Origin of the sequence: Pseudomonas sp. IT-P2 (genome assembly GCF_949767575.1) — a bacterium.
Classification (GTDB): domain Bacteria; phylum Pseudomonadota; class Gammaproteobacteria; order Pseudomonadales; family Pseudomonadaceae; genus Aquipseudomonas; species Aquipseudomonas pharyngis.
Genome location: NZ_CATKQA010000044.1, coordinates 61,214 through 82,720, shown reverse-complemented (window position 1 = coordinate 82,720; position 21,507 = coordinate 61,214). Strand labels below are relative to the sequence as shown.

Annotated in this window: 25 protein-coding genes; 8 read left to right on the top strand and 17 right to left on the bottom strand. The window is 62.0% G+C overall.

What is annotated here, in order from left to right:
- The 7 genes from ACM6JM_RS19725 to ACM6JM_RS19695 all read right to left on the bottom strand — a co-directional run bounded on the left by ACM6JM_RS19725 (nt 1) and on the right by ACM6JM_RS19695 (nt 7,816).
- Nucleotides 1-1,038 carry a hydrolase gene (locus ACM6JM_RS19725; RefSeq protein ID WP_052266540.1) on the bottom strand — a complete coding sequence of 346 codons (1,038 nt, stop codon included), beginning with the start codon at nt 1,036-1,038 and terminating at the stop codon, nt 1-3.
- Nucleotides 1,039-1,083: 45 nt separating this feature from the next.
- Entirely contained in the window at nt 1,084-2,577 is a 1,494-nt protein-coding gene (locus tag ACM6JM_RS19720) for a M16 family metallopeptidase (protein ID WP_235375878.1), read from the bottom strand.
- A complete protein-coding gene (locus ACM6JM_RS19715; RefSeq protein WP_414882378.1) occupies nt 2,570-3,913 on the bottom strand; it encodes a M16 family metallopeptidase in 1,344 nt (447 codons plus the stop codon). The genes ACM6JM_RS19720 and ACM6JM_RS19715 overlap by 8 nt, the downstream gene beginning before the upstream one ends.
- A 116-nt stretch (nt 3,914-4,029) precedes the next feature.
- Complete coding sequence (gene rsmD / locus ACM6JM_RS19710) at nt 4,030-4,635, bottom strand: 16S rRNA (guanine(966)-N(2))-methyltransferase RsmD (protein WP_085611985.1); 606 nt, start codon at nt 4,633-4,635, stop codon at nt 4,030-4,032.
- A complete protein-coding gene (locus tag ACM6JM_RS19705; protein WP_414882377.1) occupies nt 4,635-6,122 on the bottom strand; it encodes a M16 family metallopeptidase in 1,488 nt (495 codons plus the stop codon). Before ACM6JM_RS19705 ends, rsmD begins: the two co-directional genes overlap by 1 nt.
- Nucleotides 6,115-7,470 carry a M16 family metallopeptidase gene (locus tag ACM6JM_RS19700; protein ID WP_085605895.1) on the bottom strand — a complete coding sequence of 452 codons (1,356 nt, stop codon included), beginning with the start codon at nt 7,468-7,470 and terminating at the stop codon, nt 6,115-6,117. The genes ACM6JM_RS19705 and ACM6JM_RS19700 overlap by 8 nt, the downstream gene beginning before the upstream one ends.
- Before the next feature lie 151 nt (nt 7,471-7,621).
- Nucleotides 7,622-7,816 carry a hypothetical protein gene (locus ACM6JM_RS19695; RefSeq protein WP_039767922.1) on the bottom strand — a complete coding sequence of 65 codons (195 nt, stop codon included), beginning with the start codon at nt 7,814-7,816 and terminating at the stop codon, nt 7,622-7,624.
- Between ACM6JM_RS19695 and ftsY the strand changes: the two genes are divergently transcribed.
- From ftsY to rpoH, 4 genes are all read left to right on the top strand, one after another.
- Nucleotides 7,815-9,320: a signal recognition particle-docking protein FtsY gene (gene ftsY, locus ACM6JM_RS19690; RefSeq protein WP_103385339.1), complete on the top strand. Its 1,506-nt coding sequence runs from the start codon at nt 7,815-7,817 to the stop codon at nt 9,318-9,320. The two genes, ACM6JM_RS19695 and ftsY, sit on opposite strands and share 2 nt — an antisense overlap.
- Entirely contained in the window at nt 9,317-9,988 is a 672-nt protein-coding gene (gene ftsE / locus ACM6JM_RS19685) for a cell division ATP-binding protein FtsE (RefSeq protein ID WP_007953396.1), read from the top strand. The genes ftsY and ftsE overlap by 4 nt, the downstream gene beginning before the upstream one ends.
- Nucleotides 9,985-11,010: a permease-like cell division protein FtsX gene (gene ftsX, locus ACM6JM_RS19680; RefSeq protein ID WP_007953395.1), complete on the top strand. Its 1,026-nt coding sequence runs from the start codon at nt 9,985-9,987 to the stop codon at nt 11,008-11,010. Before ftsE ends, ftsX begins: the two co-directional genes overlap by 4 nt.
- Nucleotides 11,011-11,125: 115 nt before the next feature.
- The gene (gene rpoH, locus ACM6JM_RS19675) at nt 11,126-11,980 is read left to right on the top strand and encodes an RNA polymerase sigma factor RpoH (RefSeq protein ID WP_007953393.1); all 855 of its coding nucleotides are present in this window, start codon (nt 11,126-11,128) and stop codon (nt 11,978-11,980) included.
- A gap of 71 nt (nt 11,981-12,051) precedes the next feature.
- On the opposite strand, the gene mtgA is transcribed toward rpoH, so the two are convergent.
- Entirely contained in the window at nt 12,052-12,774 is a 723-nt protein-coding gene (gene mtgA / locus ACM6JM_RS19670; RefSeq protein WP_103385340.1) for a monofunctional biosynthetic peptidoglycan transglycosylase, read from the bottom strand.
- Between the two features lie 74 nt (nt 12,775-12,848).
- Here mtgA and ACM6JM_RS19665 point away from each other — a divergent pair, with 74 nt between their 5' ends.
- The 4 genes from ACM6JM_RS19665 (at nt 12,849) to trmB (ending at nt 15,092) form a co-directional block, all read left to right on the top strand.
- Nucleotides 12,849-13,229 carry a DUF423 domain-containing protein gene (locus tag ACM6JM_RS19665; RefSeq protein WP_103385341.1) on the top strand — a complete coding sequence of 127 codons (381 nt, stop codon included), beginning with the start codon at nt 12,849-12,851 and terminating at the stop codon, nt 13,227-13,229.
- Between the two features lie 72 nt (nt 13,230-13,301).
- Nucleotides 13,302-13,502: a sulfur carrier protein ThiS gene (gene thiS / locus ACM6JM_RS19660; RefSeq protein WP_007953386.1), complete on the top strand. Its 201-nt coding sequence runs from the start codon at nt 13,302-13,304 to the stop codon at nt 13,500-13,502.
- 60 nt (nt 13,503-13,562) lie between these two features.
- Entirely contained in the window at nt 13,563-14,357 is a 795-nt protein-coding gene (locus ACM6JM_RS19655; protein ID WP_103385342.1) for a thiazole synthase, read from the top strand.
- 9 nt (nt 14,358-14,366) lie between these two features.
- On the top strand, nt 14,367-15,092 hold the full coding sequence (gene trmB / locus ACM6JM_RS19650) for a tRNA (guanosine(46)-N7)-methyltransferase TrmB (RefSeq protein ID WP_103385343.1): 726 nt from the start codon (nt 14,367-14,369) through the stop codon (nt 15,090-15,092).
- 144 nt (nt 15,093-15,236) lie between these two features.
- Here trmB and ACM6JM_RS19645 read toward each other — a convergent pair whose 3' ends face one another.
- The 9 genes from ACM6JM_RS19645 to proC form a co-directional block, all read right to left on the bottom strand.
- On the bottom strand, nt 15,237-15,560 hold the full coding sequence (locus ACM6JM_RS19645) for a DUF3392 domain-containing protein (protein WP_074690154.1): 324 nt from the start codon (nt 15,558-15,560) through the stop codon (nt 15,237-15,239).
- Between the two features lie 19 nt (nt 15,561-15,579).
- Nucleotides 15,580-16,785, bottom strand: a complete 1,206-nt coding sequence (hemW, locus tag ACM6JM_RS19640; RefSeq protein ID WP_103385344.1) for a radical SAM family heme chaperone HemW — start codon at nt 16,783-16,785, stop codon at nt 15,580-15,582.
- Nucleotides 16,782-17,378, bottom strand: coding sequence for an RdgB/HAM1 family non-canonical purine NTP pyrophosphatase (gene rdgB, locus ACM6JM_RS19635; protein WP_103385345.1), 597 nt, complete (start codon nt 17,376-17,378; stop codon nt 16,782-16,784). The genes hemW and rdgB overlap by 4 nt, the downstream gene beginning before the upstream one ends.
- Complete coding sequence (locus ACM6JM_RS19630) at nt 17,375-17,809, bottom strand: DUF4426 domain-containing protein (RefSeq protein ID WP_011336378.1); 435 nt, start codon at nt 17,807-17,809, stop codon at nt 17,375-17,377. Before ACM6JM_RS19630 ends, rdgB begins: the two co-directional genes overlap by 4 nt.
- A 26-nt stretch (nt 17,810-17,835) precedes the next feature.
- Entirely contained in the window at nt 17,836-18,456 is a 621-nt protein-coding gene (gene metW / locus ACM6JM_RS19625) for a methionine biosynthesis protein MetW (protein WP_011336377.1), read from the bottom strand.
- 7 nt (nt 18,457-18,463) lie between these two features.
- On the bottom strand, nt 18,464-19,603 hold the full coding sequence (gene metX, locus ACM6JM_RS19620; RefSeq protein WP_103385346.1) for a homoserine O-succinyltransferase MetX: 1,140 nt from the start codon (nt 19,601-19,603) through the stop codon (nt 18,464-18,466).
- Nucleotides 19,604-19,797: 194 nt separating this feature from the next.
- Nucleotides 19,798-20,085, bottom strand: a complete 288-nt coding sequence (locus ACM6JM_RS19615) for a DUF167 domain-containing protein (protein ID WP_039767931.1) — start codon at nt 20,083-20,085, stop codon at nt 19,798-19,800.
- Entirely contained in the window at nt 20,082-20,672 is a 591-nt protein-coding gene (locus ACM6JM_RS19610; RefSeq protein ID WP_011336374.1) for a YggT family protein, read from the bottom strand. Before ACM6JM_RS19610 ends, ACM6JM_RS19615 begins: the two co-directional genes overlap by 4 nt.
- A gap of 10 nt (nt 20,673-20,682) precedes the next feature.
- Nucleotides 20,683-21,501: a pyrroline-5-carboxylate reductase gene (gene proC, locus ACM6JM_RS19605; protein ID WP_085667385.1), complete on the bottom strand. Its 819-nt coding sequence runs from the start codon at nt 21,499-21,501 to the stop codon at nt 20,683-20,685.
- Between the last annotated feature and the right edge of the window lie 6 nt (nt 21,502-21,507).

Below are 21,507 nucleotides of genomic sequence, written 5' to 3'. Positions count from 1 at the left end.
TCACCCGCGCCCCGCGTCGGCCAGCCACTGCGGAATCCGTCGTTCCAGGTAATAACCCGGCTGACGGAGCGTGCCGTCGACGAAACCTACATGCCCGCCCTTGTTCTGCAATTCGAACTGGGTCGTGGCCGACAATTCACTGGCCGAAGGCAGGCTGTGGGGAAACACGAACGGATCGTCCGCTGCCTGAATGATCAGGGTCGGTGTGCGGATCTCGCCGAGAAAATAGCGGCTCGACGCGCGGCGATAGTAATCCTCGGCATCGACGAACCCGTGCAGCGGCGCGGTCACCCGGCCATCGAAATCCCAGAAGGTGCGCATGTTTTCCAGCGAACCGAGGGCAGCCAGTGCGGCGAGACCGTCCTCGCGGCCGTCATGCTGGAACTGGCGCTGCTTGTTCTTGATGTAGGCGACCATCTCGCGCATGAAGTGCGCCTGATAGACCTTCGAGAAGCCTTGGCCGATACGGTCGGCACATTGATCGAGGCGAAACGGCACCGACACCGCCACCGCGCCGAGCACGCCGCTGGCACTGCCGGTTTCCCCCAGATGCTTGAGCAGCACATTGCCGCCGAGGGAATAGCCGACCGCATACAGCGGCGCCAATGGCCGCTTGGCTTTCAGATGGCGGATGGTTTCGGCGAGGTCTTCGCTGGCCCCGGAATGGTAGCTGCGGGGCAACAGATTCGGCTCGCCGGAGCAGCCGCGCCAGTTCAGCGCAACACTGGCCCAGCCTTGCGCGGCGAGGGCTGCCTGGATTCCGGCGACGTAAGGCGAATTGGAAGAACCGGTCAGCCCGTGCAGCACCAGCACTAGAGGCGCGTCGGCGCTGTGCGGGCCGTGCCAGTCGAGGTCGAGGAAGTCGCCGTCGTCCAGCCACAGCCGTTCGCGCTGGCGATCAAGGTGCACGGTTTTACGCCATAGCGGCCCCCACAAGGTTTGCAGGTGTGGATTGCCGAGGCCGAAGGCGGGTGTGAAGCGAAATCCGGGTTCTGAAGGAGAAAGAGGTGCGCGCACAGTAAATCTCGACGGTGTCATGCATGAAGTGGTCGCCACACAAAGGGCTGCCACTTCAAGGGAGATCTAACTTGCCACAAAGCCTGCATCAGCGCGACACGAATGCCCGGACGGCTCGACGGTCGGGACAGTGGCCGGTTGCGGCAGCGGCAGTTGGGGTACCGTCGGGCCCACGGTCACTACCCGCCACTGATCGTCAGGCAGATGTTTGTCCACTGCCATTCTGATCTGCTCCAGCGTCAGGCTCTGCACCTGTTGCGCGAAGAAATCCAGGTCGAGCGGCAAGTGATGACGGTTGATCTCGGTCAGGCGCGCGAGAATCTGCTCGTTGCTGGCACTGTCTGTGATGTTGGCGTTGGCCAGTCGGCGTTTGAAGTGATCGAGTTCCTCCTGCGAGGGGCCGTCACGCCGGAAATTGCTGAGCATCGATTTCACCAGTGCCACTGTTTCATTCGCGAATTGGGGGCTGGTCTGCAGAGCGATTGATGTCAGTCCGCCGCCTGCCCAGTCTTTGGTGCGAATGCTGACGCCGTATACCAGGCCTCGTTTGTTGCGCAGTTCTGTCATCAGGCGGGAGTTCGCACCACTGCCGAAAATCAGCGTCCCGGCATACAGCGCAATGAAATCCTCGTGTTGGCGCGACAGGCTGGGTTGCCCAAGCAATACGTGAGTCTGTTCTTGTGTGCGCTCGACATGGTGATGCATTTCAGTGCCGAACGCTTTGGGCGGTTCGACTGCGGGCAGTGCAACGATGGGCGCGGGTAGCGCGTTGGCGATTTGCAGGCTGATGGCCTGTGCCTGTTCGACGGAAAGGTCTCCCACCAACGTAATTTGTGTCTGTCTTGCCGAGTGGGTTTGTCGGTGGAACGTTTGAACGGCCTGACGGGTGATCGAGGTCATGTCGGTATCGGTTCCGTAGATCGAGCGGGCGTAGGGCGTGTCCGGAGCCAGCAGCTCCTGAAGGTGTTGCCTGGCAATGTCAGCAGGTTGTTGCTGTTGTGCCAGCTGCAAGCCACGAAGCTCGCTCTTGACCCTCAGCAGCGCTTCATCGGAAAGGGAGGGCTGCCCCAGCATTTGCGTAAACAGTTGCAGCGCCGGGGCGCTTTTGTCTGGATCGCTGAGGCTGCGCAACGTGAACGTGGCACGCTCCTGATCCAGAACCATACCGACTTTTGCACCCACCCCGTCAAAGACTTCGGCGATCGCTGCATGGTCATTCTTGCCGCTCACCCCCTCGTTGAACAGGCTGAATGTCAACGCTGCCAGGCCGGGGTTGTCGCCATCGTGTGCACTGCCGGCGGCGAAACTGACGTGAACATCGAACATCGGCAACTCCGTCGTACGGATGAATAACGTTTTGATGTCCGTCGTGGTTTTCCAGCCCTTGATGGTCAATGGGCGTGGCGTCTGTCGGGACGTGTCTGTTTCCGACAGCGATTGCAATCGTGATTTGGGAAAACCGGCTGGCGCAGTATCGGCAGCAACCGGACTGGCAGACAGCCAGAGGATGAATGCAAAACCGGCCATGGCAGACCGAAAGAGGTGCGCAGATTTATCCATGTTTTTTCTCCGCAAGCACGTGGGCTGTGCTGAGGCGTTCGCGGATCAGGTACTTTTCAGCGACCTGGCGGAGGTCCTCGGGGGTCACTTTCTTGAGCTCGGCGATCTCCTGATCGAGCAATTGCCACGACAGGCCAGCGCTCTCGAGGGCGGCCAGATGTATGGCAGTGTTCATGATCGAATCCCGGGCAAAAACTCTCTGGGCGATCAGTTGGGTCCGTGCGCGTTCCAGTTCTTCGGGAGAGGGGGGCGTGGTGCGCAGTTCTTCGAGCAGATCCCAGACGCGCATTTGTGCGGTTTCCGGGCTGGTGGGTTGTGAGCTGTCGAGGCGGGTGCTCAATGTCAGAAGAGTATCGCCGCGACTGTAAAGGTCGTAGCTGGCGCTGACATGGCTGAATACATGTTCCTTGTGTTGCAGGTGTTTTTGCAGGCGAGCGCTCTGGGAGCCTGCCAGCAACATTTCCATCAGGCGCAGCGCATGCGCAGTCCGGTATGTATCTGCCGTAGCCAGGCTGGGAACGTTGAACGCCATGATCAACTGCGAGGCGGGCACCGGTTGGTTGAGGATGAGGCGGCGTTCGCCTGGCTGCGGCAATTCGCGCGGTTTTACGGTTTGGGTGGGGGGGCGACTGGCGAGGCCGCCGAAGTAGCGTTGAGCCAGAGGTTGAACGTAATCGAGGGTGACGTCGCCGACGACAACCAATGTGGCATTGCCAGGGGCATAGCGTGACTCATACCAGTCGCGCAACTGAGCGGTGTTCAAGGTGCGCAGGTCGTTCATCCAGCCGATGACGGGGGTCCGATAGCTGCTGGAGGGATAGGCCAGGCTTTCCAGACGCTCCATTGCAGTGTCCAGGGGACTGTCTTCCACACTCAAGCGGCGCTCTTCTTGAATGACATTTATCTCGGAAGCGAAATCTTCAGGTTTGAGGTGAGCAGTCGACATCAGGTCGGCCATCAGTTCGAATGCGACCCCAAGATAAGGCTTGGGCAAAGTCTGGTGGTAGGCAGTGACGTCTTTGCCGGTAAAGGCATTTTCCGATGCCCCCAGGGATTCCAGTATGGCGGATGCCTCGCCCGGACAGGTCTTGCTGCTGCCCTTGTAAAGCATGTGTTCCAGCGCGTGTGACAGTCCGGTCTGGCCCGGTGCTTCGTCAGCCGATCCGACCTTGAACCACAGTTGGGAAGTGACCAGCGGGGCCCGGTGATCCTCGCGGACGATGACCTTCAGGCCGTTGTCCAGCAGAAACTCATGGGTGGTCGGTGGTGGGGCGGCCAGCGCCAACAGCGGGGCCAGGGCCAGGCAAGGCAGCATCCTGCTGCACAAAGTGTCCATAAATGATGGGTCCTCAATGGATTACTGAAATGGCGTAATCCACTGTGGAGATTTTGTGTGGGCGGCGTGCGGTAGTTATCTACCGCGCGCCAGATTCGGCGTTCGCCAGACGATTGTCAGAGAGAGGGCAGGCCCCGTTGCCACAATGCGTAGTACACCCGCCCGGATTTCTGCTCGCGGTGCAGGCGCCAGTTGCCCGGCAGGCCGAGGGTCGATGGCGCGGTTTCGCTTTCAGTGTAGATCCACGAATCGTCGGCCAGCCATTGGCGCTCTTCCAGCAGCGTGCACACGGCGGGCAGCAGGTTCTGATTGAACGGCGGGTCGAGGAACACCAGGTCGAACGCAGTGGCGGTCTGGGTTTCCAGATATCGCAGCGCATCGGCGGTCTGTACGTGACCGTTGGTGCAGCGCAGCGTGCCGAGGTGTTCTTTCAGGCTGGACACCGCGACATGGCTGGCATCCAGCGCCTGACCCAGGGCCGCGCCACGGGACAGCGCTTCCAGAAACAGCGCGCCGCTGCCGGCGAACGGGTCGAGCACCTTGGCCCCGGCAACGTACGGCGCGAGCCAGTTGAACAGGGTTTCGCGCACCCGGTCCGGGGTCGGACGCAGGCCCGGCGCATCAGGAAAGCTCAGCTTTCGGCTGCGCCATTCGCCGCCGATGATGCGCAACTGGTTCACACCGTTGTGCAGTTTTTGTACAGGTTTCTTTGGACTGGCCATTAATGCTCCGGAACCCCGAGCGGCTGCTCGGCAGGTTTATCAGATGGGGCCGGTAACGGCTTTTGCGGCACGGTCGGGCCAGCGCTGACGATGACCAGTTTATCCGTGCTCAAGTGTTTGTTGAGGACGTCGCGAACCTGCTCGACCGTCAGGCTCTGGGACTGACGCATGAAGTCGTCCAGATAACTCAGCGGCAGGTTGTAGAAGCCCATGGCGCCGAGCTGGCCAACGATATCGGCATTGCTCGCGGTGGACAGCGGGAAGCTGCCGGCCAGTTCGCGCTTGGCGTCGTCGAGTTCTTTCTGGGTCGGGCCGGTCTTGAGGTAGTCGGCGAGCACGTCCTGCACCAGTTTCAGGGTGCCTTCGCTCATTTCCGCGCGGGTCTGCAGGTTGATCATGAACGGGCCGCGCGCCTGCATCGGGCTGAATGCCGAATACACGCCGTAGGTCAGGCCGCGCTTCTCGCGCACTTCGCTCATCAGCCGGGTGCCGAAACCGCCACCGCCGAGGATCTGGTTGCCCATCGACAGCGCGGCGTAATCCGGGTCGTCACGGTCGATGCCCAGTTGCGCGATCATCAGGTTGGTCTGCTTCGACGGAAATTCGATGTGGCCGATGCCGGGTTTCGGCTCGGTCGGTTGCTCGACCTTCGCCAGCGCCGGGCCTTTTGGCAGTGCGGCGGACACCTGATTGGCGATCGCCTCGGCTTCGCTACGGGACAGATCGCCCACCAGCGCGATCACCACGTTGCCGGCTGCATAGGCCTTGGCGTGGAACTCACGCAGTTGCGCCAGCGTGATCTTCGGCACGCTTTGCGCATTGCCGTCGCTGGCGTGGGCGTACGGGTGATCGCCGTAGAGGCGCTTCATCAGCTCCAGGCTGGCGAGTTTGCCGGGGTTTTGTTTCTGGTACTCGAAACCGGCGAGCATCTGGTTCTTGATGCGCGCGAAGGAATCGGCCGGGAAGGTCGGTTTGCCCACCACTTCCGAGAACAGCTTCAGCGCTGGCTCGCGCTTGTCGGCGGCACTCAGACTGCGCAGCGACGCGATGGCCATGTCTTTATAGGCGCCGTTGCCGAAATCCGCGCCCAGGCCTTCAAAGCCCTGAGCGATGGCACCGACATCCTTGCCCGCCACGCCTTCGTTGAGCATGGCGTTGGTCAGCAGGGCCAGGCCCGGCGCGTTGCCGTCCTGACTGCTGCCGGCGGAAAAGATCAGGCGCATGTCGAACATCGGCAGTTCGCGGGCTTCGACGAACAGCACCTTGGCGCCTTCGGCGGTGTTCCAGGTCTGCACGTCGAGCTTGCGGCTGGCCGGGGCCTTGCCGTCTAGCTCGGCCAGCGATTGCAGTTTCTGGCTGGACTTGGCGTTATCCAGCGCTTCGCTGGCCTTGGTGTTGTCGCTCGGCACCAGGTAGAACGCAGCGGAGCCGATGATGGCCACGGCGATCAGGCCGAGCAGCAGGCGTGGGACTTTGCGCTCACTCATGAGTCGTCTCCAGTGGCAGGACGTGGGCGACGCTGAGACGTTCGCGGGTGAAATACAGCTTGGCGGCGTTCTGGATGTCTTGCGGGGTGACGCTTTCCAGATCGGCCAGTTCGGTGTCCATCAGCTTCCACGACAGACCGACGGTCTCCAGCTGGCCGATGGCGGTGGCCTGGCTGGTGATCGAATCACGCTCGAAAACCAGGCCGGCGATGACCTGCGCGCGTACGCGCTCCAGTTCTTCGGCGGACGGCGCGGTGGTTTTCAGCTGTTCCAGCAGTTTCCACAGACCGGCTTCAGCCTGGGCCATGGTTTTTTTCTTCTGGGTGTTCGGCGTGGCCGACAGGGTGAACAGGCTGTCACCGCGAGTGTAGGCGTCGTAGCTCGACGAACCGCCGGACACCAGCTCTTCACCGCGCTCCAGTTGGGTCGGGATGCGGCCGCTGTAGCCGCCGTCCAGCAACGCCGAGATCAGGCGCAAGGCGTTGACCGAACGTTTGTCTTCGGCGGTGGCGATGCTCGGGACGTTGAAACCGAGCATCAGGCTCGGCAGTTGGGTCTGCACGTGCAGGGTGATCTGGCGTTCACCGGGCTCGGCCAGTTCCAGCGGTTTTTTCGCCGGCGGCACGTCACGCTTCGCGATTGGCCCGAAGTAGCGCTGGGCGAGGGTCTTCACCTCGTCCGGGGTCACGTCGCCGACCACCACCAGAGTGGCGTTGTTCGGCACGTACCAGGACTGATACCAGTGACGCAGCTCTTCGACCTTCATCCGCTCAAGGTCAGCCATCCAGCCGATGGTCGGCGTGTGATAACCGCTGGCCGGGTAGGCCATGGCCTTGTAGCGCTCGAAGGCCTTGGCCATCGGCTTGTCGTCGGTGCGCAGGCGGCGCTCTTCCTTGATGACTTCGATTTCCTTGGCGAACTCGTCGGCCGGCAGGCGCAGGTTGGCCATGCGGTCGGCTTCCAGTTCGAAGGCCACGCCCAGACGGTCGCGGGCCAGCACCTGGTAATAAGCGGTGAAGTCGTCGCTGGTGAAGGCGTTCTCTTCGGCGCCGAGATCGCGCAGGATCAGCGAGGCTTCGCCGGGACCGACTTTCTCGCTGCCCTTGAACATCATGTGCTCGAGGGCGTGGGAGAGACCGGTCTGGCCCGGGGTTTCGTAGCTGGAACCGACCTTGTACCAGACCTGCGACACCACCACTGGCGCGCGATGGTCTTCGCGCACGACGACCTTCAAACCGTTGTCGAGAGTGAATTCATGGGTCGGTTGCGGATCGGCCGCCAGGGCCGAAAGGGGCAGGCAGACTGTGCTGAGCAGCAGGCCTGCGGCGCGGCGGGCTAGAGCATTCATTCGTTTTTAAACCTGTTGGGCTGCCCGCTTGGTCTTAGCGTCGGCGGGCGAGAGGGTGCTAGGATACTGATCCGTTTTACCGGCGACCACGCCTATCCGGTTTTGAAACCTGATCAGGTTGTATGGGTTTGCGGCAGAAGGCTTTGGTTTATCAGCTAAACTTCGCTTTTTCGCCGATTTTGCCGGCCAGTCCTTTATTAAAACGATTCTTTTGAGGTGCCGTTGGTGCCTCGACAAAATGTTGCGCGTGAACAAGCTGGGTGAAACACAGTCTGTTCTGCATCGAATATTTATTTGCCGGGGCGCCCCTGTGGCGCGTCGCTACCGTGAGATAGCCGTCCTCCATGTTTGGTTCCAACGACGACAAGAAGACCCCAGCTGCGGCTGGCGAGAAGAAAAGCCTGTTCGGATGGCTGCGCAAGAAACCGCAGGAACCCGTCGTCGAACAGCCGACTGCCATTCCTGAGCCAGCCCCTGCGCCCGCTCCCGTAATAGAAGAAGCGCCGGCGCCGGTTGTGCTGCCGATCGCCGAGCCGGTGCTGCAACCGGTGGTCGAGGCCGAGCCTGAAGCGCCGGCTGCCGCCGAATTGCCGCTGTCCCCGGCCAGCGAGCCGTGGCTGAGCTTACCGGTGGCGGAAGAGCCGGTGGCGCTGGTTGAAGAGGCTGCACCGCACGTTACGCCGCCGATTCCTGCGCCGGTTGCGTTCGCCCCCGAGCCGGTTCCTGCGCCGGTGGTGGAAGCTGCTCCGGTCATTCCAGAACCTGTGGTTGTTGCCCCGGTTGCTCCGGCTGCTCCGATTGTTGAAGCGCCCGAGCCTGCACCTGCACCTGCACCTGCACCGGTCGCCGTAGCGCCAGTCGCTCCTGTGGAAATCCAGGCTGAAACCCCGGTAGAAGCCCCGCGCACCGAAGAAACCAAGGCCGGCTTCTTCGCCCGCCTCAAGCAAGGCCTGTCCAAGACCAGCGCCAGCATCGGCGAGGGCATGGCCAGCCTGTTCCTCGGCAAGAAAGCCATCGATGACGATCTGCTCGACGATCTCGAAACCCGCCTGTTGACAGCCGACGTCGGCGTCGAGGCGACTTCGGTGATCATCCAGCGCCTGACCCAGAAGGTCGCGCGTAAAGAGCTGGCCGATTCCGACGCCCTGTACAAATCCCTGCAGGCCGAGTTGGCCGCAATGCTCAAACCGGTCGAGCAGCCGCTGAAGATCGCTTCCCAGAACAAGCCATTCGTGATTCTGGTGGTTGGCGTCAACGGCGCCGGCAAGACCACCACCATCGGCAAACTGGCGAAGAAACTGCAACTGGAAGGCAAGAAAGTCATGCTCGCTGCCGGTGACACCTTCCGTGCCGCGGCTGTCGAGCAGTTGCAGGTCTGGGGCGAGCGCAACAAGATTCCGGTGATCGCCCAGCACACGGGCGCGGACTCGGCTTCGGTGATCTTCGACGCCGTGCAGGCCGCCAAGGCCCGTGGCATTGATGTGCTGATCGCCGACACCGCCGGTCGTCTGCACACCAAAGACAACCTGATGGAAGAACTGAAAAAGGTTCGCCGGGTGATCGGCAAGCTCGACGCCGACGCGCCGCACGAAGTGCTGCTGGTGCTCGACGCCGGCACCGGCCAGAACGCCATCAACCAGGCCAAGCAATTCAACCAGACCGTCGAACTGACCGGCCTGGCGCTGACCAAGCTCGACGGCACCGCCAAGGGCGGGGTTATTTTCGCCCTGGCCAAGCAGTTCGGCCTGCCGATCCGCTATATCGGCGTCGGTGAAGGCATCGACGATCTGCGTACCTTTGAAGCCGAACCCTTTGTCCAGGCACTGTTTGCCGAGCGGGAGCGTTCATGATTCGTTTCGAACAGGTCGGTAAGCGCTACCCGAACGGTCACGTCGGCTTGCATGAGCTGAGCTTTCGAGTCCGTCGCGGCGAGTTCCTGTTTGTCACCGGCCACTCCGGTGCCGGTAAATCCACGTTGTTGCGCCTGCTGCTGGCGATGGAACGTCCGACCAGTGGCAAGCTGCTGTTGGCCGGGCAAGACCTGAGCACCATCAGCAATGCACAGATTCCGTTCCTGCGTCGGCAGATCGGCGTGGTGTTCCAGAACCATCAACTGCTGTTCGATCGCACGGTGTTCAACAACGTCGCGCTGCCGTTGCAGATTCTCGGGCTGTCCAAGGTCGAAATCGCCAAACGTGTCGATTCGGCGCTGGAGCGCGTGGCGCTGTCGGACAAGGCCGAGCTGTATCCGGGCGACCTGTCGACCGGTCAGCAACAGCGCGTCGGCATTGCCCGCGCCATCGTTCACCGTCCGGCCCTGCTGCTGGCGGACGAACCGACCGGTAACCTCGACCCGCGTCTGGCGGCCGAGATCATGGGCGTGTTCGAAGACATCAACCGTCTGGGCACCAGCGTGCTGATCGCCAGTCACGACCTGGCGCTGATCGCGCGCATGCGCCATCGCATGCTGACCCTGCAACGCGGCCGATTGATCGGCGACGGGGAGGCCGGCGTATGAGTGCGACACGTAGTCCGAAGGTTTCCGAGCGTGTGGCCCCGAAGGCCGCCGATCCGCAACCGCCAAAGAAGAAAAAGCACGACGATGACGACGGCCCGGACTTCGCCACGCTGTTCCGTGCCTGGATCGAAAGCCATCGCGCCAGCTGGATCGACAGCCTGCGCCGTCTCGGCAAGCAGCCGATCGGCAGCTTCTTCACCTGCATGGTGATGGCGGTTGCGCTGAGTCTGCCGATGGGTCTTTCGCTGTTGCTGAGCAATGTCGAGCGCCTGGGCGGTTCGTGGCAGCGTGCGGCGCAGATTTCGCTGTACCTGGAGCTTGAGGCGAGCCCGGCTCAGGGCGAAGCATTGCGCGACCAGATCAAAGGTATGCCGGGCGTAGCTGATGCTGAATATGTCGGCCGCGACCAGGCGCTGGAAGAGTTCCAGCAGCAGTCGGGACTGGGCGAAGCCCTGCGCGAACTGCCGGAAAACCCGCTGCCGGGTGTGGTGCTGGTGACGCCGAACGAGGTCGACAAGTCGACCCTGGAAGCATTAAGACAAAAACTTTCCGAGCTGCCCAAGGTACAACAGGCGCAACTTGATCTAGTCTGGGTCGAGCGTCTGGCCGCCATCCTCAAGCTCGGCGACCGTTTCGTGTTCGGTCTGACGGTGTTGCTGGTTTCCGCATTACTTTTGGTGATAGGCAATACCATTCGTCTTCATATTGAAAACCGCCGCACCGAGATAGAAGTGATTAAACTCGTCGGCGGCACCGACAGCTATGTGCGTCGTCCCTTCCTTTATATGGGCGCGTTGTATGGCTTCGGTGCGGGGCTGCTGTCCTGGGGTGTATTGGCGTTCGGCCTGAACTGGCTGAACGATGCGGTGGTCGGGCTGGCCGGCTTGTACGGCAGCGATTTCGCACTGGCCGGCGTGCCAGTTGCCGACGGTCTGTCGCTCTTGCTTGGCGCGGTGCTGTTGGGTTATATCGGTGCATGGATTGCAGTCGCACGTCATCTCAGGGAGCTGGCGCCGAAGTAGAATCTTTTTTGCGCGTGATTGACCTTTCAGTGGTTAAGGAAACTTTCATTTGAGTTTCCGGTCAATTTTTCGCAATGCTGAAAAGCATGAGTATGTAAGTCGGAGGTTTTTCCGTATGTCCAATTCTTTGCAACCTGCGTATGCATTGGTTCCAGGCGCAAACCTGGAAGCCTACGTGCACACCGTCAACAGCATTCCATTGCTGACGCCGGAGCAGGAGCGTGAACTGGCCGAGAGTCTCTACTATGAGCAGGATCTGGGGGCGGCTCGGCAGATGGTGCTCGCCCACCTGCGGTTTGTCGTACACATCGCCCGTAGCTATTCCGGCTACGGTCTGGCTCAGGCTGACCTGATCCAGGAAGGTAACGTCGGCCTGATGAAGGCCGTGAAGCGTTTCAACCCGGAAATGGGCGTGCGTCTGGTGTCCTTCGCGGTGCACTGGATCAAGGCCGAGATTCACGAGTTCATCCTGCGCAACTGGCGGATCGTTAAAGTCGCGACCACCAAGGCCCAGCGCAAGCTGTTCTTCAACCTGCGCAGCCAGAAGAAACGTCTGGCCTGGCTGAACAACGAGGAAGTCCACCGTGTGGCGGAAAGCCTCGGTGTCGAGCCGCGTGAAGTGCGTGAGATGGAAAGTCGCCTGACCGGCCATGACATGGCCTTCGACCCGGCTGCTGAAGCCGACGACGACAGCGCTTTCCAGTCGCCGGCCAACTACCTGGAAGACCACCGGTACGACCCGGCGCGTCAACTGGAAGACGCCGACTGGAGCGACAACTCCAATCACAATCTGCACGAAGCGCTGGAAGTGCTGGACGAACGCAGCCGCGACATCCTCTACCAGCGCTGGCTGGCAGAAGAGAAAGCCACGCTGCACGACCTGGCGCAGAAGTACAACGTGTCGGCCGAGCGGATCCGTCAGCTCGAGAAGAGCGCGATGAACAAGCTCAAGTTGTCGATTGCCGCATAACCGGTAGTCCGGCAATAAAAAAACGCCCCGATCAGTGATGATCGGGGCGTTTTTGTTTGCCTGTCAGAACGTCATTGGGCCCAGGGCGCGCGGCGCGAATCATTCAGTGTCAGCAGGTAGCTGTCGCCACCCAGCTGGCTCATTTGCTGGCGAATCCAGCCGGCCCGGCGCGACACGTAAGCGGTCGGATGACTGGCGCTCCAGACCCGGGGATTCGGCAGCACAGCCGCCAGATAACTCGCCTGCTGCCGGGACAGCGACCTGGCGCCTACGCCAAAGTGATGCCTTGCCGCCGCTTCGGCGCCAAACACGCCGTCATCCCACTCGACGCTGTTCAGGTACACCTCAAGAATCCGTTGCTTGGGCCAGAACACTTCGATCAGCGCGGTAAACCACGCCTCCAGGCCCTTGCGCAGATAACTGCGGCCGGACCACAAAAACAGGTTCTTCGACACTTGCTGGCTCAAGGTGCTGGCACCACGGATCGAACCGCCGAGTTCGTTGTGGGCCAGTGCTGCCTTGATCGCACTCAGGTCAAAACCCCAATGCTCGGGGAATTTCTGGTCTTCGCCGGCAATCACCGCGACCTTCAGGTCATCGGAGATCTCGTCCCATGGCTTCCAGGTGCGTTGCAGATCGATCGGCTCGCCGTCGGCCCAGGACTCTATCTTGCGCTCGACCATCAGCGCCGTGAACGGTGGCGGCACAAAGCGAAACACCAACACCAGCAATACACTGCCGCCCGCGAACCAGAGCAGGGCCTTCGTGAAACGACGGAGAAATATACGCAGCATAGAGATGGCTTGGCCGAACCGGTTGAGCGGGCCATTATACAGACCCTGCCGATCGAGTCTGACTGGAGTTCTACATGCTGCGTAGCTTTCTGATGCTGGCTGCCTTCTTTGGTTTCACCGGTGTCGGCCTCGGCGCGTTCGCCGCCCATGGCTTGAAAAATCGCCTGACACCCGAATACCTGGCGATCTTCCACACCGGCGTTACCTATCAACTGGTGCATGCGCTGGCGCTGTTTGGCGTGGCACTGCTGGCCACGCAGCTACAGGGGCGGCTGGTCGCCTGGGCCGGCATCTCGTTCAGCGTCGGCATCCTGCTGTTTTCCGGCAGCCTGTACCTGCTGACCACCCTCGGCATCGGCAAGCTCGGCATCATCACCCCGTTGGGCGGTCTGGCATTCCTGATTGGCTGGATGTGCCTGGGGCTGGCCGCCTGGCGCCTGTATCCAACCGCTTGACGCTTGGTGCTGACCTTTAGGTCATGATCGGGCTAGAATGCCACCCCCTAAAAAGTGATGGCGGCGTTGCGCATGCGCATTCAGTTGAACGGTGAATCCTTTGAACTGCCCGACGGTGAAACCGTTGCGGCCCTGCTGACCCGTCTGGATCTGACCGGACGCCGCGTCGCGGTCGAACTCAATCTGGATATCGTCCCGCGCAGCCAGCATGCCGACACGACTTTGAACGACGGCGACAACGTCGAAGTCGTGCACGCCATCGGCGGCGGCTGATCGCCAGGCCTGCATGGGCCGAGAATTCTGCAAGACCCTCACCCCAACAGAGGATTCCCCATGAGCATCGTTCGTAGCGACAAGCCTTTCGTTCTGGCCGGTCGTACTTACCAGTCGCGTTTGCTGGTCGGTACCGGCAAGTACCGTGACATGGAAGAAACCCGCCTGGCCATCGAAGCCTCGGGTGCCGAGATCGTCACCTTCGCCGTGCGCCGCACCAACCTGGGCCAGATCGAAGGCGAGCCGAACCTGCTCGAAGTGCTGTCGCCGGATCGCTACACCTTCCTGCCGAACACCGCGGGCTGCTACGACGCGATCGAAGCCGTGCGCACCTGCCGCCTGGCCCGTGAGCTGCTCGACGGCCACAACCTGGTGAAGCTGGAAGTGCTGGCCGACCAGAAAACCCTGTTCCCCAACGTGATCGAAACCCTCAAGGCCGCCGAAGTGCTGGTCAAGGAAGGCTTCGACGTGATGGTTTACACCAGTGATGACCCGATCATCGCCCGGCAACTGGCGGAAATCGGCTGCATCGCGGTCATGCCGCTGGCCGGTCTGATCGGTTCGGGCCTGGGGATCTGCAATCCGTACAACCTGCAGATCATCCTCGAAGAAGCCAAGATCCCGGTGCTGGTGGATGCCGGTGTCGGCACCGCTTCCGACGCTACCATCTCGATGGAGCTGGGCTGTGACGCGGTGCTGATGAACTCGGCCATCGCCCACGCCCAGCAGCCGATCATGATGGCCGAAGCCATGAAACACGCGATCGTCGCGGGCCGTCTGGCCTACCTCGCCGGCCGCATGCCGAAAAAACTCTATGCCAGCGCCTCTTCGCCGCTGGATGGTCTGATCAAGTAAGAGCTATTGATGACTGAATCGAACGACACGCCAATCCAGACGGAAGAAGGCGACGAGCGCCAACACCGCCGCATCAAGAGTTTCGTGATGCGCGCCGGGCGCATGACCGAAGGCCAGCAGCGCGGCCTGGATCAGGGCGCGCCGCAGTTCGTCCTGCCGCTGGCCGATGCGCCGGTGGATTACGACCAGGTGTTCGGCCGTTCCGCGCCGCGTTCGCTGGAGATCGGTTTCGGCATGGGTCACTCGCTGCTGGAAATGGCCGCGGCTGCGCCGGAGCAGGATTTCATTGGTGTCGAGGTTCACCGTCCGGGTGTCGGCGCACTGCTCAACGGCGTGCTGACTCAGGGCCTGACCAACCTGCGGGTCTATGATTGCGACGCGATCGAAGTGCTCAACCGCTGCATCGCCGACAACAGCCTCGATCGCCTGATGCTGTTCTTCCCGGATCCGTGGCACAAGAGCCGTCACCACAAGCGCCGCATCGTTCAGGCGTCCTTCGCTGAGCTGGTGCGCAGCAAGCTGAAGGTTGGCGGCATTCTGCACATGGCCACCGACTGGGAACCGTACGCCGAATACATGCTGGAAGTGATGAACGTCGCCCCGGGCTATCGCAACCTCGCCGAAGACGGCAAGTGCGTGCCACGCCCGGCCGAACGCCCGATCACCAAGTTCGAACGCCGCGGCGAACGTCTTGGGCATGGCGTGTGGGATCTGAAGTTCGAAAAGCAGTCGTAAGTACTGCGCAGTGATCGTTCCCACGTCGAGGCGTCGAACCGTCTGCGTGGGAATGCCTCGATGGACGCTCCGCGTCCGCTTCAGGGACGCAGAGCGTCCCGGGCTGCATTCCCACGCGGAGCGTGGGAACGAGCACGTTGGAGATCAGCGGCGGTCAGCGACCACGCCAATCAACACCAGCACCACCAACAACACCGGCGCCAGGCTGTAGTTGTTGAACTGGCTCAAGCCCTTCACCACCCAGGGTGTGGCGTAGATCAGCGCCGCGCCGCTGCCGATCAGACACAGCAGGGCCATCAGCGGCACGCGCAGGGCGCCGGCGATGCTGCCGAGGCGTTGCTCGACCCAGCCCTTGAAGTCAGCGCCGAACAGCACCAGCAGACAGCCCACCAGGGCCAGAGCGATTTCCGAGAGGTTGCTGCGGCTCCAGCGGGACACGGTGGCGAGCAAGTCGAGTATCAAATCCATGCGGTTTCCTTAAGAGCGATCAGCTCAGAAATTTCTGCAGCAAGTCGTTGAGGAACAGTTGTCCGCGCTCGGTGGCCGCCAGACGTGACGGTTCGACCTGCAACAGACCGCTTTGTTCGGCCTCGCGCCGGTGTTCGTCGAGGCTCTCCAGCGGCAGGCCGGTGCGCTCCGGGTACAGGCGCGATTCGACGCCGGCGGTCAGGCGCAGGGCGTTCATCAGGAATTCGAACGGCATCTCGTCGTTGGTCAGGGCTTTCTCGCCGGCTTGGAAACTTTTGGCCGGGTTGAGGTAGTCCTTCGGCAGGCGCGTCTTCCAGGTGCGCACGATGCGCCCGTCCGGATGGCTGAGCTTACCGTGAGCGCCGGCGCCGATGCCGATGAAGTCGCCGAAGCTCCAGTAATTGAGGTTATGCCGCGCCGGGCGACCGGGTTGCGCGTAGGCCGAAACTTCGTACTGCGCGTAACCGTGCTCGGCCAGCAGCGCCTGCCCGGCCTCTTGAATGTCCCACAGCGTGTCGTCTTCCGGCAGCACCGGCGGCTGGTTCCAGAACACGGTGTTCGGCTCCAGTGTCAGCTGATACCAGGAAATGTGCGTCGGCTTCAGGGCGATGGCCTGGCGCAGGTCGCTCAGAGCATCGTCCAGCGACTGGTCCGGCAAACCGTGCATCAAGTCGAGGTTGAAGTTATCGAACCCGGCCTGGCGCGCCATGCCGGCGGCGCGTACCGCTTCGTCGCCGTTGTGGATACGGCCGAGGGCCTTGAGCTTTTCCTGCTGGAAGCTCTGGACGCCGATCGACAGGCGATTGATCCCCAGTTTGCGGTAGGCGACGAACTTCTCTTGTTCGAAGGTCCCGGGGTTGGCTTCCAGGGTGATTTCGATGTCATCGGCAAACGCAATGCGTTGTTTCACGCCTTCCAGCAAGCGACCAAGGGCTTCGGCACTGAACAGGCTCGGCGTGCCGCCGCCAAAGAAGATCGAACTCAACTCACGGCCATACACTGCGTGCAGATCCTGATCGAGGTCGGCGAGCAGCGCGTCGACGTATTCCTGCTCCGGCAGCACCGGGCTGGCGGTGTGGGAGTTGAAGTCGCAATACGGACATTTGCGCACACACCACGGGATGTGGATGTACAGCGCCAGGGGCGGCAGCGTCGGCAACGGCGCCCGAGGCGAGGAGGCGGCGCCGCCGATAATCAGCGACGACGCGGAGGAACTATCGGTCATTTCAAGCCCAGACGCTGGCGCAGCAGATCCATTGCACGGGCGCGGTGGCTGATCTGGTTCTTGTCGCTCGGGCTCAGCTCGGCGCTGGACACGTTGCGCTCCGGCACCCAGAACAGTGGGTCGTAGCCGAAACCGTGCTCACCGCTGGCGGCGGTCAGAATGCGCCCGTGCCACAGACCTTCACAGAGGATCGGCAGCGGATCATCGGCATGACGCACCAGTGCCAGTACGCAGACGAACTGCGCGCCGCGCTCGGTTTCAGGCACATCCTTCAAGGCGTCTAGCAGTTTGGCGTTGTTCGCCGCGTCACCCTTGCCGTCGGCGTAGCGCGCCGAGTAGATGCCCGGCGCACCGCCGAGGAAATCCACCACCAGGCCCGAATCGTCGGCCAGCGCCGGCAGCCCGGAAATGCGCGCAGCATTGCGGGCCTTGAGGATCGCGTTCTCGACGAACGACAGACCGGTTTCTTCCGGCTCCACGCTGCTGAATTCGCCGATCGAGCGCAATTGCACCGATTCGCCGAGCATGGCCTGGAGTTCCTTGAGTTTGCCGGCGTTATGGCTGGCCAGTACGAGTTGCGTGAGATTGATCATTGGCCAGGGAAAAGCTCTTGGTTGAAATTGAGGGTGTTGATCTTGTCGCCGGTCTGCACCTTGATTTCAAAGGTGCGGGTTTCCTGCTGCTCCACCGGGTACTGGGCGATGTAGTAGATCGCGCCCTGTTCGGTGATCTGGCGGAAGGTCAGCGGCACACTCTGGCTGGTCAGGTCCTTGACGGTGCCGGTGACCTGGGCGATCAGCGGTTTGCCGTCCTTGATCACCGAGACATTGATCACGCCCTGATTCTTGCTGCGGATCAGCTCGGCAGCCTTGGCGATGTCCGGCGTCAGGAAGGTCGAGTTGAAGGTGTTGTAATGCACGGTGACATCACCGAACACTTCCTTGCGTTCGCCCTTGATGGCATCGGCAGCCACGGCCGACAGGCTCAGGCAGGCGGCCAATAGCGCGGTAATCAAGCGTCCCATGTTCGTTCTCCTCGCAATGTCGTGGTTCAGACCGCGATCCTGTGATCCGCAAGCCCCGGGCTGCTGACGCGGTAGATACCGATCTCACCTAACAGATTAGGCCATAGCTTACTGGCCCACCCGTGGCGGTGCTGTTGATCCACGGCAAGCCGATCAATGACCTTCGCCTCACGTTCGCGACAAAGTTCTTCAAAGTCTTCGAAGGTGCAGAAGTGGATGTTCGGCGTGTTGTACCAGGTGTACGGCAGGAATTCCGACACCGGCATCCGGCCCTTGCTCGCCAGGTACCAGCGGCAGCGCCAGTGACCGAAGTTGGGGAAGGTGATGATGCACTGGCGACCGACCCGCAGCATTTCGTCGAGGATCTTGTCCGGGTAATGCACGGCTTGCAGGGCCTGGGTCATCACCACGATGTCGAAGCTGTTGCTGGCGAAGTTGCCCAGGCCCTTGTCCAGGTCCTGCTCGATGACGTTGATGCCCTTGGCCACGCACTCGGCGATGTTGTCCGGGTCGTTTTCCAGGCCATAGCCGGTGACCTGCTTGTGGTCGCGCAGCCAGGTCAGCAACTCGCCGTCACCGCAACCGAGGTCGAGCACGCGGCTGCCGGCGGGGATCCATTCCTGGATGATTTCCAGATCAGCTCTCATGGCTTTCTCACAACGTAATGCGGTTCATGTAATTGCCGAACGCCTGCAAATAACGCGGGATCGGAATCAGGAAGGCGTCGTGGCCCTGGGGTGCGTCGATTTCCAGGTAACTGACGTCCTTGCGCGCGGCCATTAGCGCATCCACCAGTTCCCGCGAGCGGGCCGGGGAGAAGCGCCAGTCGGTGGTGAACGACATCACGCAGAACTTGGCTTTTGCACCTTCGAAGGTTTTCGCCAGGTTATCGTTGAAGTTCGCCGCCGGATCGAAGTAGTCCAGCGCCTTGGTCATCAACAGATAGGTGTTGGCATCGAAGCGCCCGGAGAACTCTTCGCCCTGATAGCGCAGGTAGCTTTCGACCTGGAACTCGACGCTGTGGAAGTCGTAGTTGAGCTTTTCGCTCTTCAGGCCACGGCCGAATTTCTCGCCCATGGAGTCGTCGGACAGATACGTGATGTGTCCGACCATCCGCGCCAGCATCAGGCCGCGCTTGGGGATCACGCCGTGTTCCTGGAACGAGCCGCCGTGGAACTCCGGGTCGGTGAGGATCGCCTGGCGCGCCACTTCGTTGAAGGCGATGTTCTGCGCCGACAGCTTGGGGGCCGAGGCGATGGCCAGGCAGTGGCGAACGCGATCCGGATACGTGATGGTCCATTGCAGCGCCTGCATGCCGCCGAGGCTGCCACCGATCACCGCGGCCCATTGGCCGATGCCGAGCAGGTCGGCCAGACGTGCCTGGCTGTGCACCCAGTCTTCCACGGTCAGCACCGGGAAGTCGGCGCCGAACGGCTTGCCGGTTTCCGGGTTGAGGCTGCTCGGGCCGGTGGAACCGTTGCAACCGCCGAGGTTGTTCAGGCTGACCACGAAGAATTTGTTGGTGTCGATCGGTTTGCCGGGGCCGATGCAGCTGTCCCACCAACCGGGCTTGCGGTCGTCGATGCTGTGGTAACCCGCAGCGTGGTGGTGGCCGGACAAGGCGTGGCAGATCAGTACGGCATTGCTCGCTTGCGCGTTCAGCGTGCCGTAGGTTTCGTAGATCAGGTCATAATCGGCCAGCGAACGGCCGCAGGCCAGGGCCAGCGGTTCGCTGAAGTGCGCCGTTTGCGGCGTCACCAGACCAACAGAATCGGGGGGAAAGGCAGCTGGCATCGACCCTGCTCTCGTTGAAATGAGGCGTAAGTCTAAAGACCGGTGGGGTTAGCGGCAAGCAACTACCTGCGCTCGTTCCCACGCTCCGCGTGGGAACGCCTCATTGGACGCTCCGCGTCCGCTTCGGCGGGGGACGCGGAGCGTCCCGGGATGCATTCCCACGCGGACGGTTCGACGCCTCGACGTGGGAACGATCAGCTGACTAGTCCGGGCAGATCCGGCAACTTCTTCGGCGAGCAGATCTTCACCCGCTTCTGCCGGTTCAACTCACCGCTGAGCAAACTGACCTGGCTTTTGGAGACCCCAAAGGCCTTGGCCAGAAACCCCATCAGATAGGCATTGGCCTTGCCCTCGACCGGCGGCGCGGTCAGGCGGATCTTCAGGCGATCACCGTGCAGCCCGCAGAAGTCGTCGCTGCGGGCGGCCGGTTGCAGGTGACACTCCAGAATCAGGTCGTCACCGTCCCAGCGAAACCAGCTCACATCAGCAGGCGCAGGATTTCCGGCATCATCGTCATCGCCGCGAGGTTGTTGATCACCAGCATGTCGATCAGCTTCAGCACGAGGAAGGCGAAGATCGGCGACAGGTCCAGACCGCCGAGGTTCGGCAGGATGCGGCGGAACGGCGCAAGGGCCGGCTCACAGATCTGGTTCACCAGCTCGGCGCCCGGATTGTGGCTGCCCGGTGCGACCCAGGACAGGATGATGCTGATGATCATGGCCCAGAAGAAAATCTTCAGGAACAGCGCCGTTACGCCGATCAGCGACCAGATCAGCAGTTGCAGCGGGTTGCCGGTGGTGCCGTAGGTCAGCAGCAGGGTCAGCGCCATCAGCGCCAGTTGCACGAGGATCGCCAGCACCAGCGACGACATGTCGAGGCCGAACAGGCTCGGGATGATCCGGCGCAGTGGCTTGAGCAGCGGCTGGGTGGCCTTGACCACGAACTGGCACAGCGGGTTGTAGAAGTTCGCCCGCACCAGTTGCAGGACGAAGCGCAGCAGCACGATCAGCAGGTACAGGCTGCCGAGGGTTTGCAGCACGTAGACCGCTGCGGTATTCAATCCAATCATGTAAGGCTCCTTATTTGCCCAGTTGTTCGGCCATTTCGGCCGAGCGGTGCGCGGCGGCGCCGAGTGCTTTTTCCACCAGGGCTTCGAAGCCGCTGGCCTGGAACGATTTGATCGCAGCTTCCGTGGTGCCGGCCGGCGAGGTCACGCGGCGGCGCAGTTCGGCCGCGTCGACGTCGCTGGACACCGCCATGTGCGCGGCGCCCAGCGCGGTCTGCAAGGTCAGTTGCTCGGCGGTTTCCTTCGGCAGGCCGAGTTTGACGCCGGCGGCGGTCATGGCTTCGATCAGCAGGAAGAAGTACGCCGGGCCGGAACCGGAAACGGCGGTGACCGCGTCCAGTTGCTGCTCTTCGTTCAGCCACAGGGCGATGCCCACGGCGGACAGCAGTTCTTCAGCCTGTTGGCGTTGTTCGGTGCTCACTGCGCCGGTGGCGTACAGGCCGCTCACGCCCTGACGCAGCAGTGCCGGGGTGTTCGGCATGCAGCGCACGATCGGCTGCTCACCCAGCCAGGCCGTCATGCTGGCGCAGGTGATGCCGGCGGCGATCGAGACCACCAGTTGATTCGGTTTCAGGCTCGGGCGAATCGCTTCGCACACCAGCTTCATGGCTTGTGGCTTGACCGCCAGCACGACAACGTCAGCGCCGTCGATGGCCTGGGCGTTGTCGGCGAAGGTTTCGATGCCGTGTTCGGCGCTGACTTTGGCGCGGGTTTCTTCGCCCGGATCGCTGGCGCGAATCCGTGCAGCTTCCAGACCCTTGGCCCGCAGGCCGCCGATCAGGCTGGCGGCCATGTTGCCGGCACCGATAAAGGCAATACGTGTGTTGCTCATGTCAGG

Excerpts from the sequence above, each read along its gene's own strand:
- mtgA (WP_103385340.1), bottom strand. The coding sequence starts at position 12,774 with ATGCTGCGTATATTTCTCCGTCGTTTCACGAAGGCCCTGCTCTGGTTC.
- ACM6JM_RS19720 (WP_235375878.1), bottom strand. The coding sequence starts at position 2,577 with ATGGATAAATCTGCGCACCTCTTTCGGTCTGCCATGGCCGGTTTTGCA.
- hemW (WP_103385344.1), bottom strand. The coding sequence starts at position 16,785 with ATGACCGATAGTTCCTCCGCGTCGTCGCTGATTATCGGCGGCGCCGCC.
- thiS (WP_007953386.1), top strand. The coding sequence starts at position 13,302 with ATGCGCATTCAGTTGAACGGTGAATCCTTTGAACTGCCCGACGGTGAA.
- ACM6JM_RS19655 (WP_103385342.1), top strand. The coding sequence starts at position 13,563 with ATGAGCATCGTTCGTAGCGACAAGCCTTTCGTTCTGGCCGGTCGTACT.
- ftsY (WP_103385339.1), top strand. The coding sequence starts at position 7,815 with ATGTTTGGTTCCAACGACGACAAGAAGACCCCAGCTGCGGCTGGCGAG.
- rsmD (WP_085611985.1), bottom strand. The coding sequence starts at position 4,635 with ATGGCCAGTCCAAAGAAACCTGTACAAAAACTGCACAACGGTGTGAAC.
- rdgB (WP_103385345.1), bottom strand. The coding sequence starts at position 17,378 with ATGATCAATCTCACGCAACTCGTACTGGCCAGCCATAACGCCGGCAAA.
- ACM6JM_RS19630 (WP_011336378.1), bottom strand. The coding sequence starts at position 17,809 with ATGGGACGCTTGATTACCGCGCTATTGGCCGCCTGCCTGAGCCTGTCG.
- ACM6JM_RS19610 (WP_011336374.1), bottom strand. The coding sequence starts at position 20,672 with ATGATTGGATTGAATACCGCAGCGGTCTACGTGCTGCAAACCCTCGGC.
- ACM6JM_RS19695 (WP_039767922.1), bottom strand. The coding sequence starts at position 7,816 with ATGGAGGACGGCTATCTCACGGTAGCGACGCGCCACAGGGGCGCCCCG.
- trmB (WP_103385343.1), top strand. The coding sequence starts at position 14,367 with ATGACTGAATCGAACGACACGCCAATCCAGACGGAAGAAGGCGACGAG.
- ACM6JM_RS19645 (WP_074690154.1), bottom strand. The coding sequence starts at position 15,560 with ATGGATTTGATACTCGACTTGCTCGCCACCGTGTCCCGCTGGAGCCGC.
- ACM6JM_RS19665 (WP_103385341.1), top strand. The coding sequence starts at position 12,849 with ATGCTGCGTAGCTTTCTGATGCTGGCTGCCTTCTTTGGTTTCACCGGT.
- rpoH (WP_007953393.1), top strand. The coding sequence starts at position 11,126 with ATGTCCAATTCTTTGCAACCTGCGTATGCATTGGTTCCAGGCGCAAAC.
- metX (WP_103385346.1), bottom strand. The coding sequence starts at position 19,603 with ATGCCAGCTGCCTTTCCCCCCGATTCTGTTGGTCTGGTGACGCCGCAA.
- ACM6JM_RS19725 (WP_052266540.1), bottom strand. The coding sequence starts at position 1,038 with ATGACACCGTCGAGATTTACTGTGCGCGCACCTCTTTCTCCTTCAGAA.
- ACM6JM_RS19715 (WP_414882378.1), bottom strand. The coding sequence starts at position 3,913 with ATGGACACTTTGTGCAGCAGGATGCTGCCTTGCCTGGCCCTGGCCCCG.
- ACM6JM_RS19705 (WP_414882377.1), bottom strand. The coding sequence starts at position 6,122 with ATGAGTGAGCGCAAAGTCCCACGCCTGCTGCTCGGCCTGATCGCCGTG.
- ftsE (WP_007953396.1), top strand. The coding sequence starts at position 9,317 with ATGATTCGTTTCGAACAGGTCGGTAAGCGCTACCCGAACGGTCACGTC.
- ACM6JM_RS19700 (WP_085605895.1), bottom strand. The coding sequence starts at position 7,470 with ATGAATGCTCTAGCCCGCCGCGCCGCAGGCCTGCTGCTCAGCACAGTC.
- proC (WP_085667385.1), bottom strand. The coding sequence starts at position 21,501 with ATGAGCAACACACGTATTGCCTTTATCGGTGCCGGCAACATGGCCGCC.
- ftsX (WP_007953395.1), top strand. The coding sequence starts at position 9,985 with ATGAGTGCGACACGTAGTCCGAAGGTTTCCGAGCGTGTGGCCCCGAAG.
- metW (WP_011336377.1), bottom strand. The coding sequence starts at position 18,456 with ATGAGAGCTGATCTGGAAATCATCCAGGAATGGATCCCCGCCGGCAGC.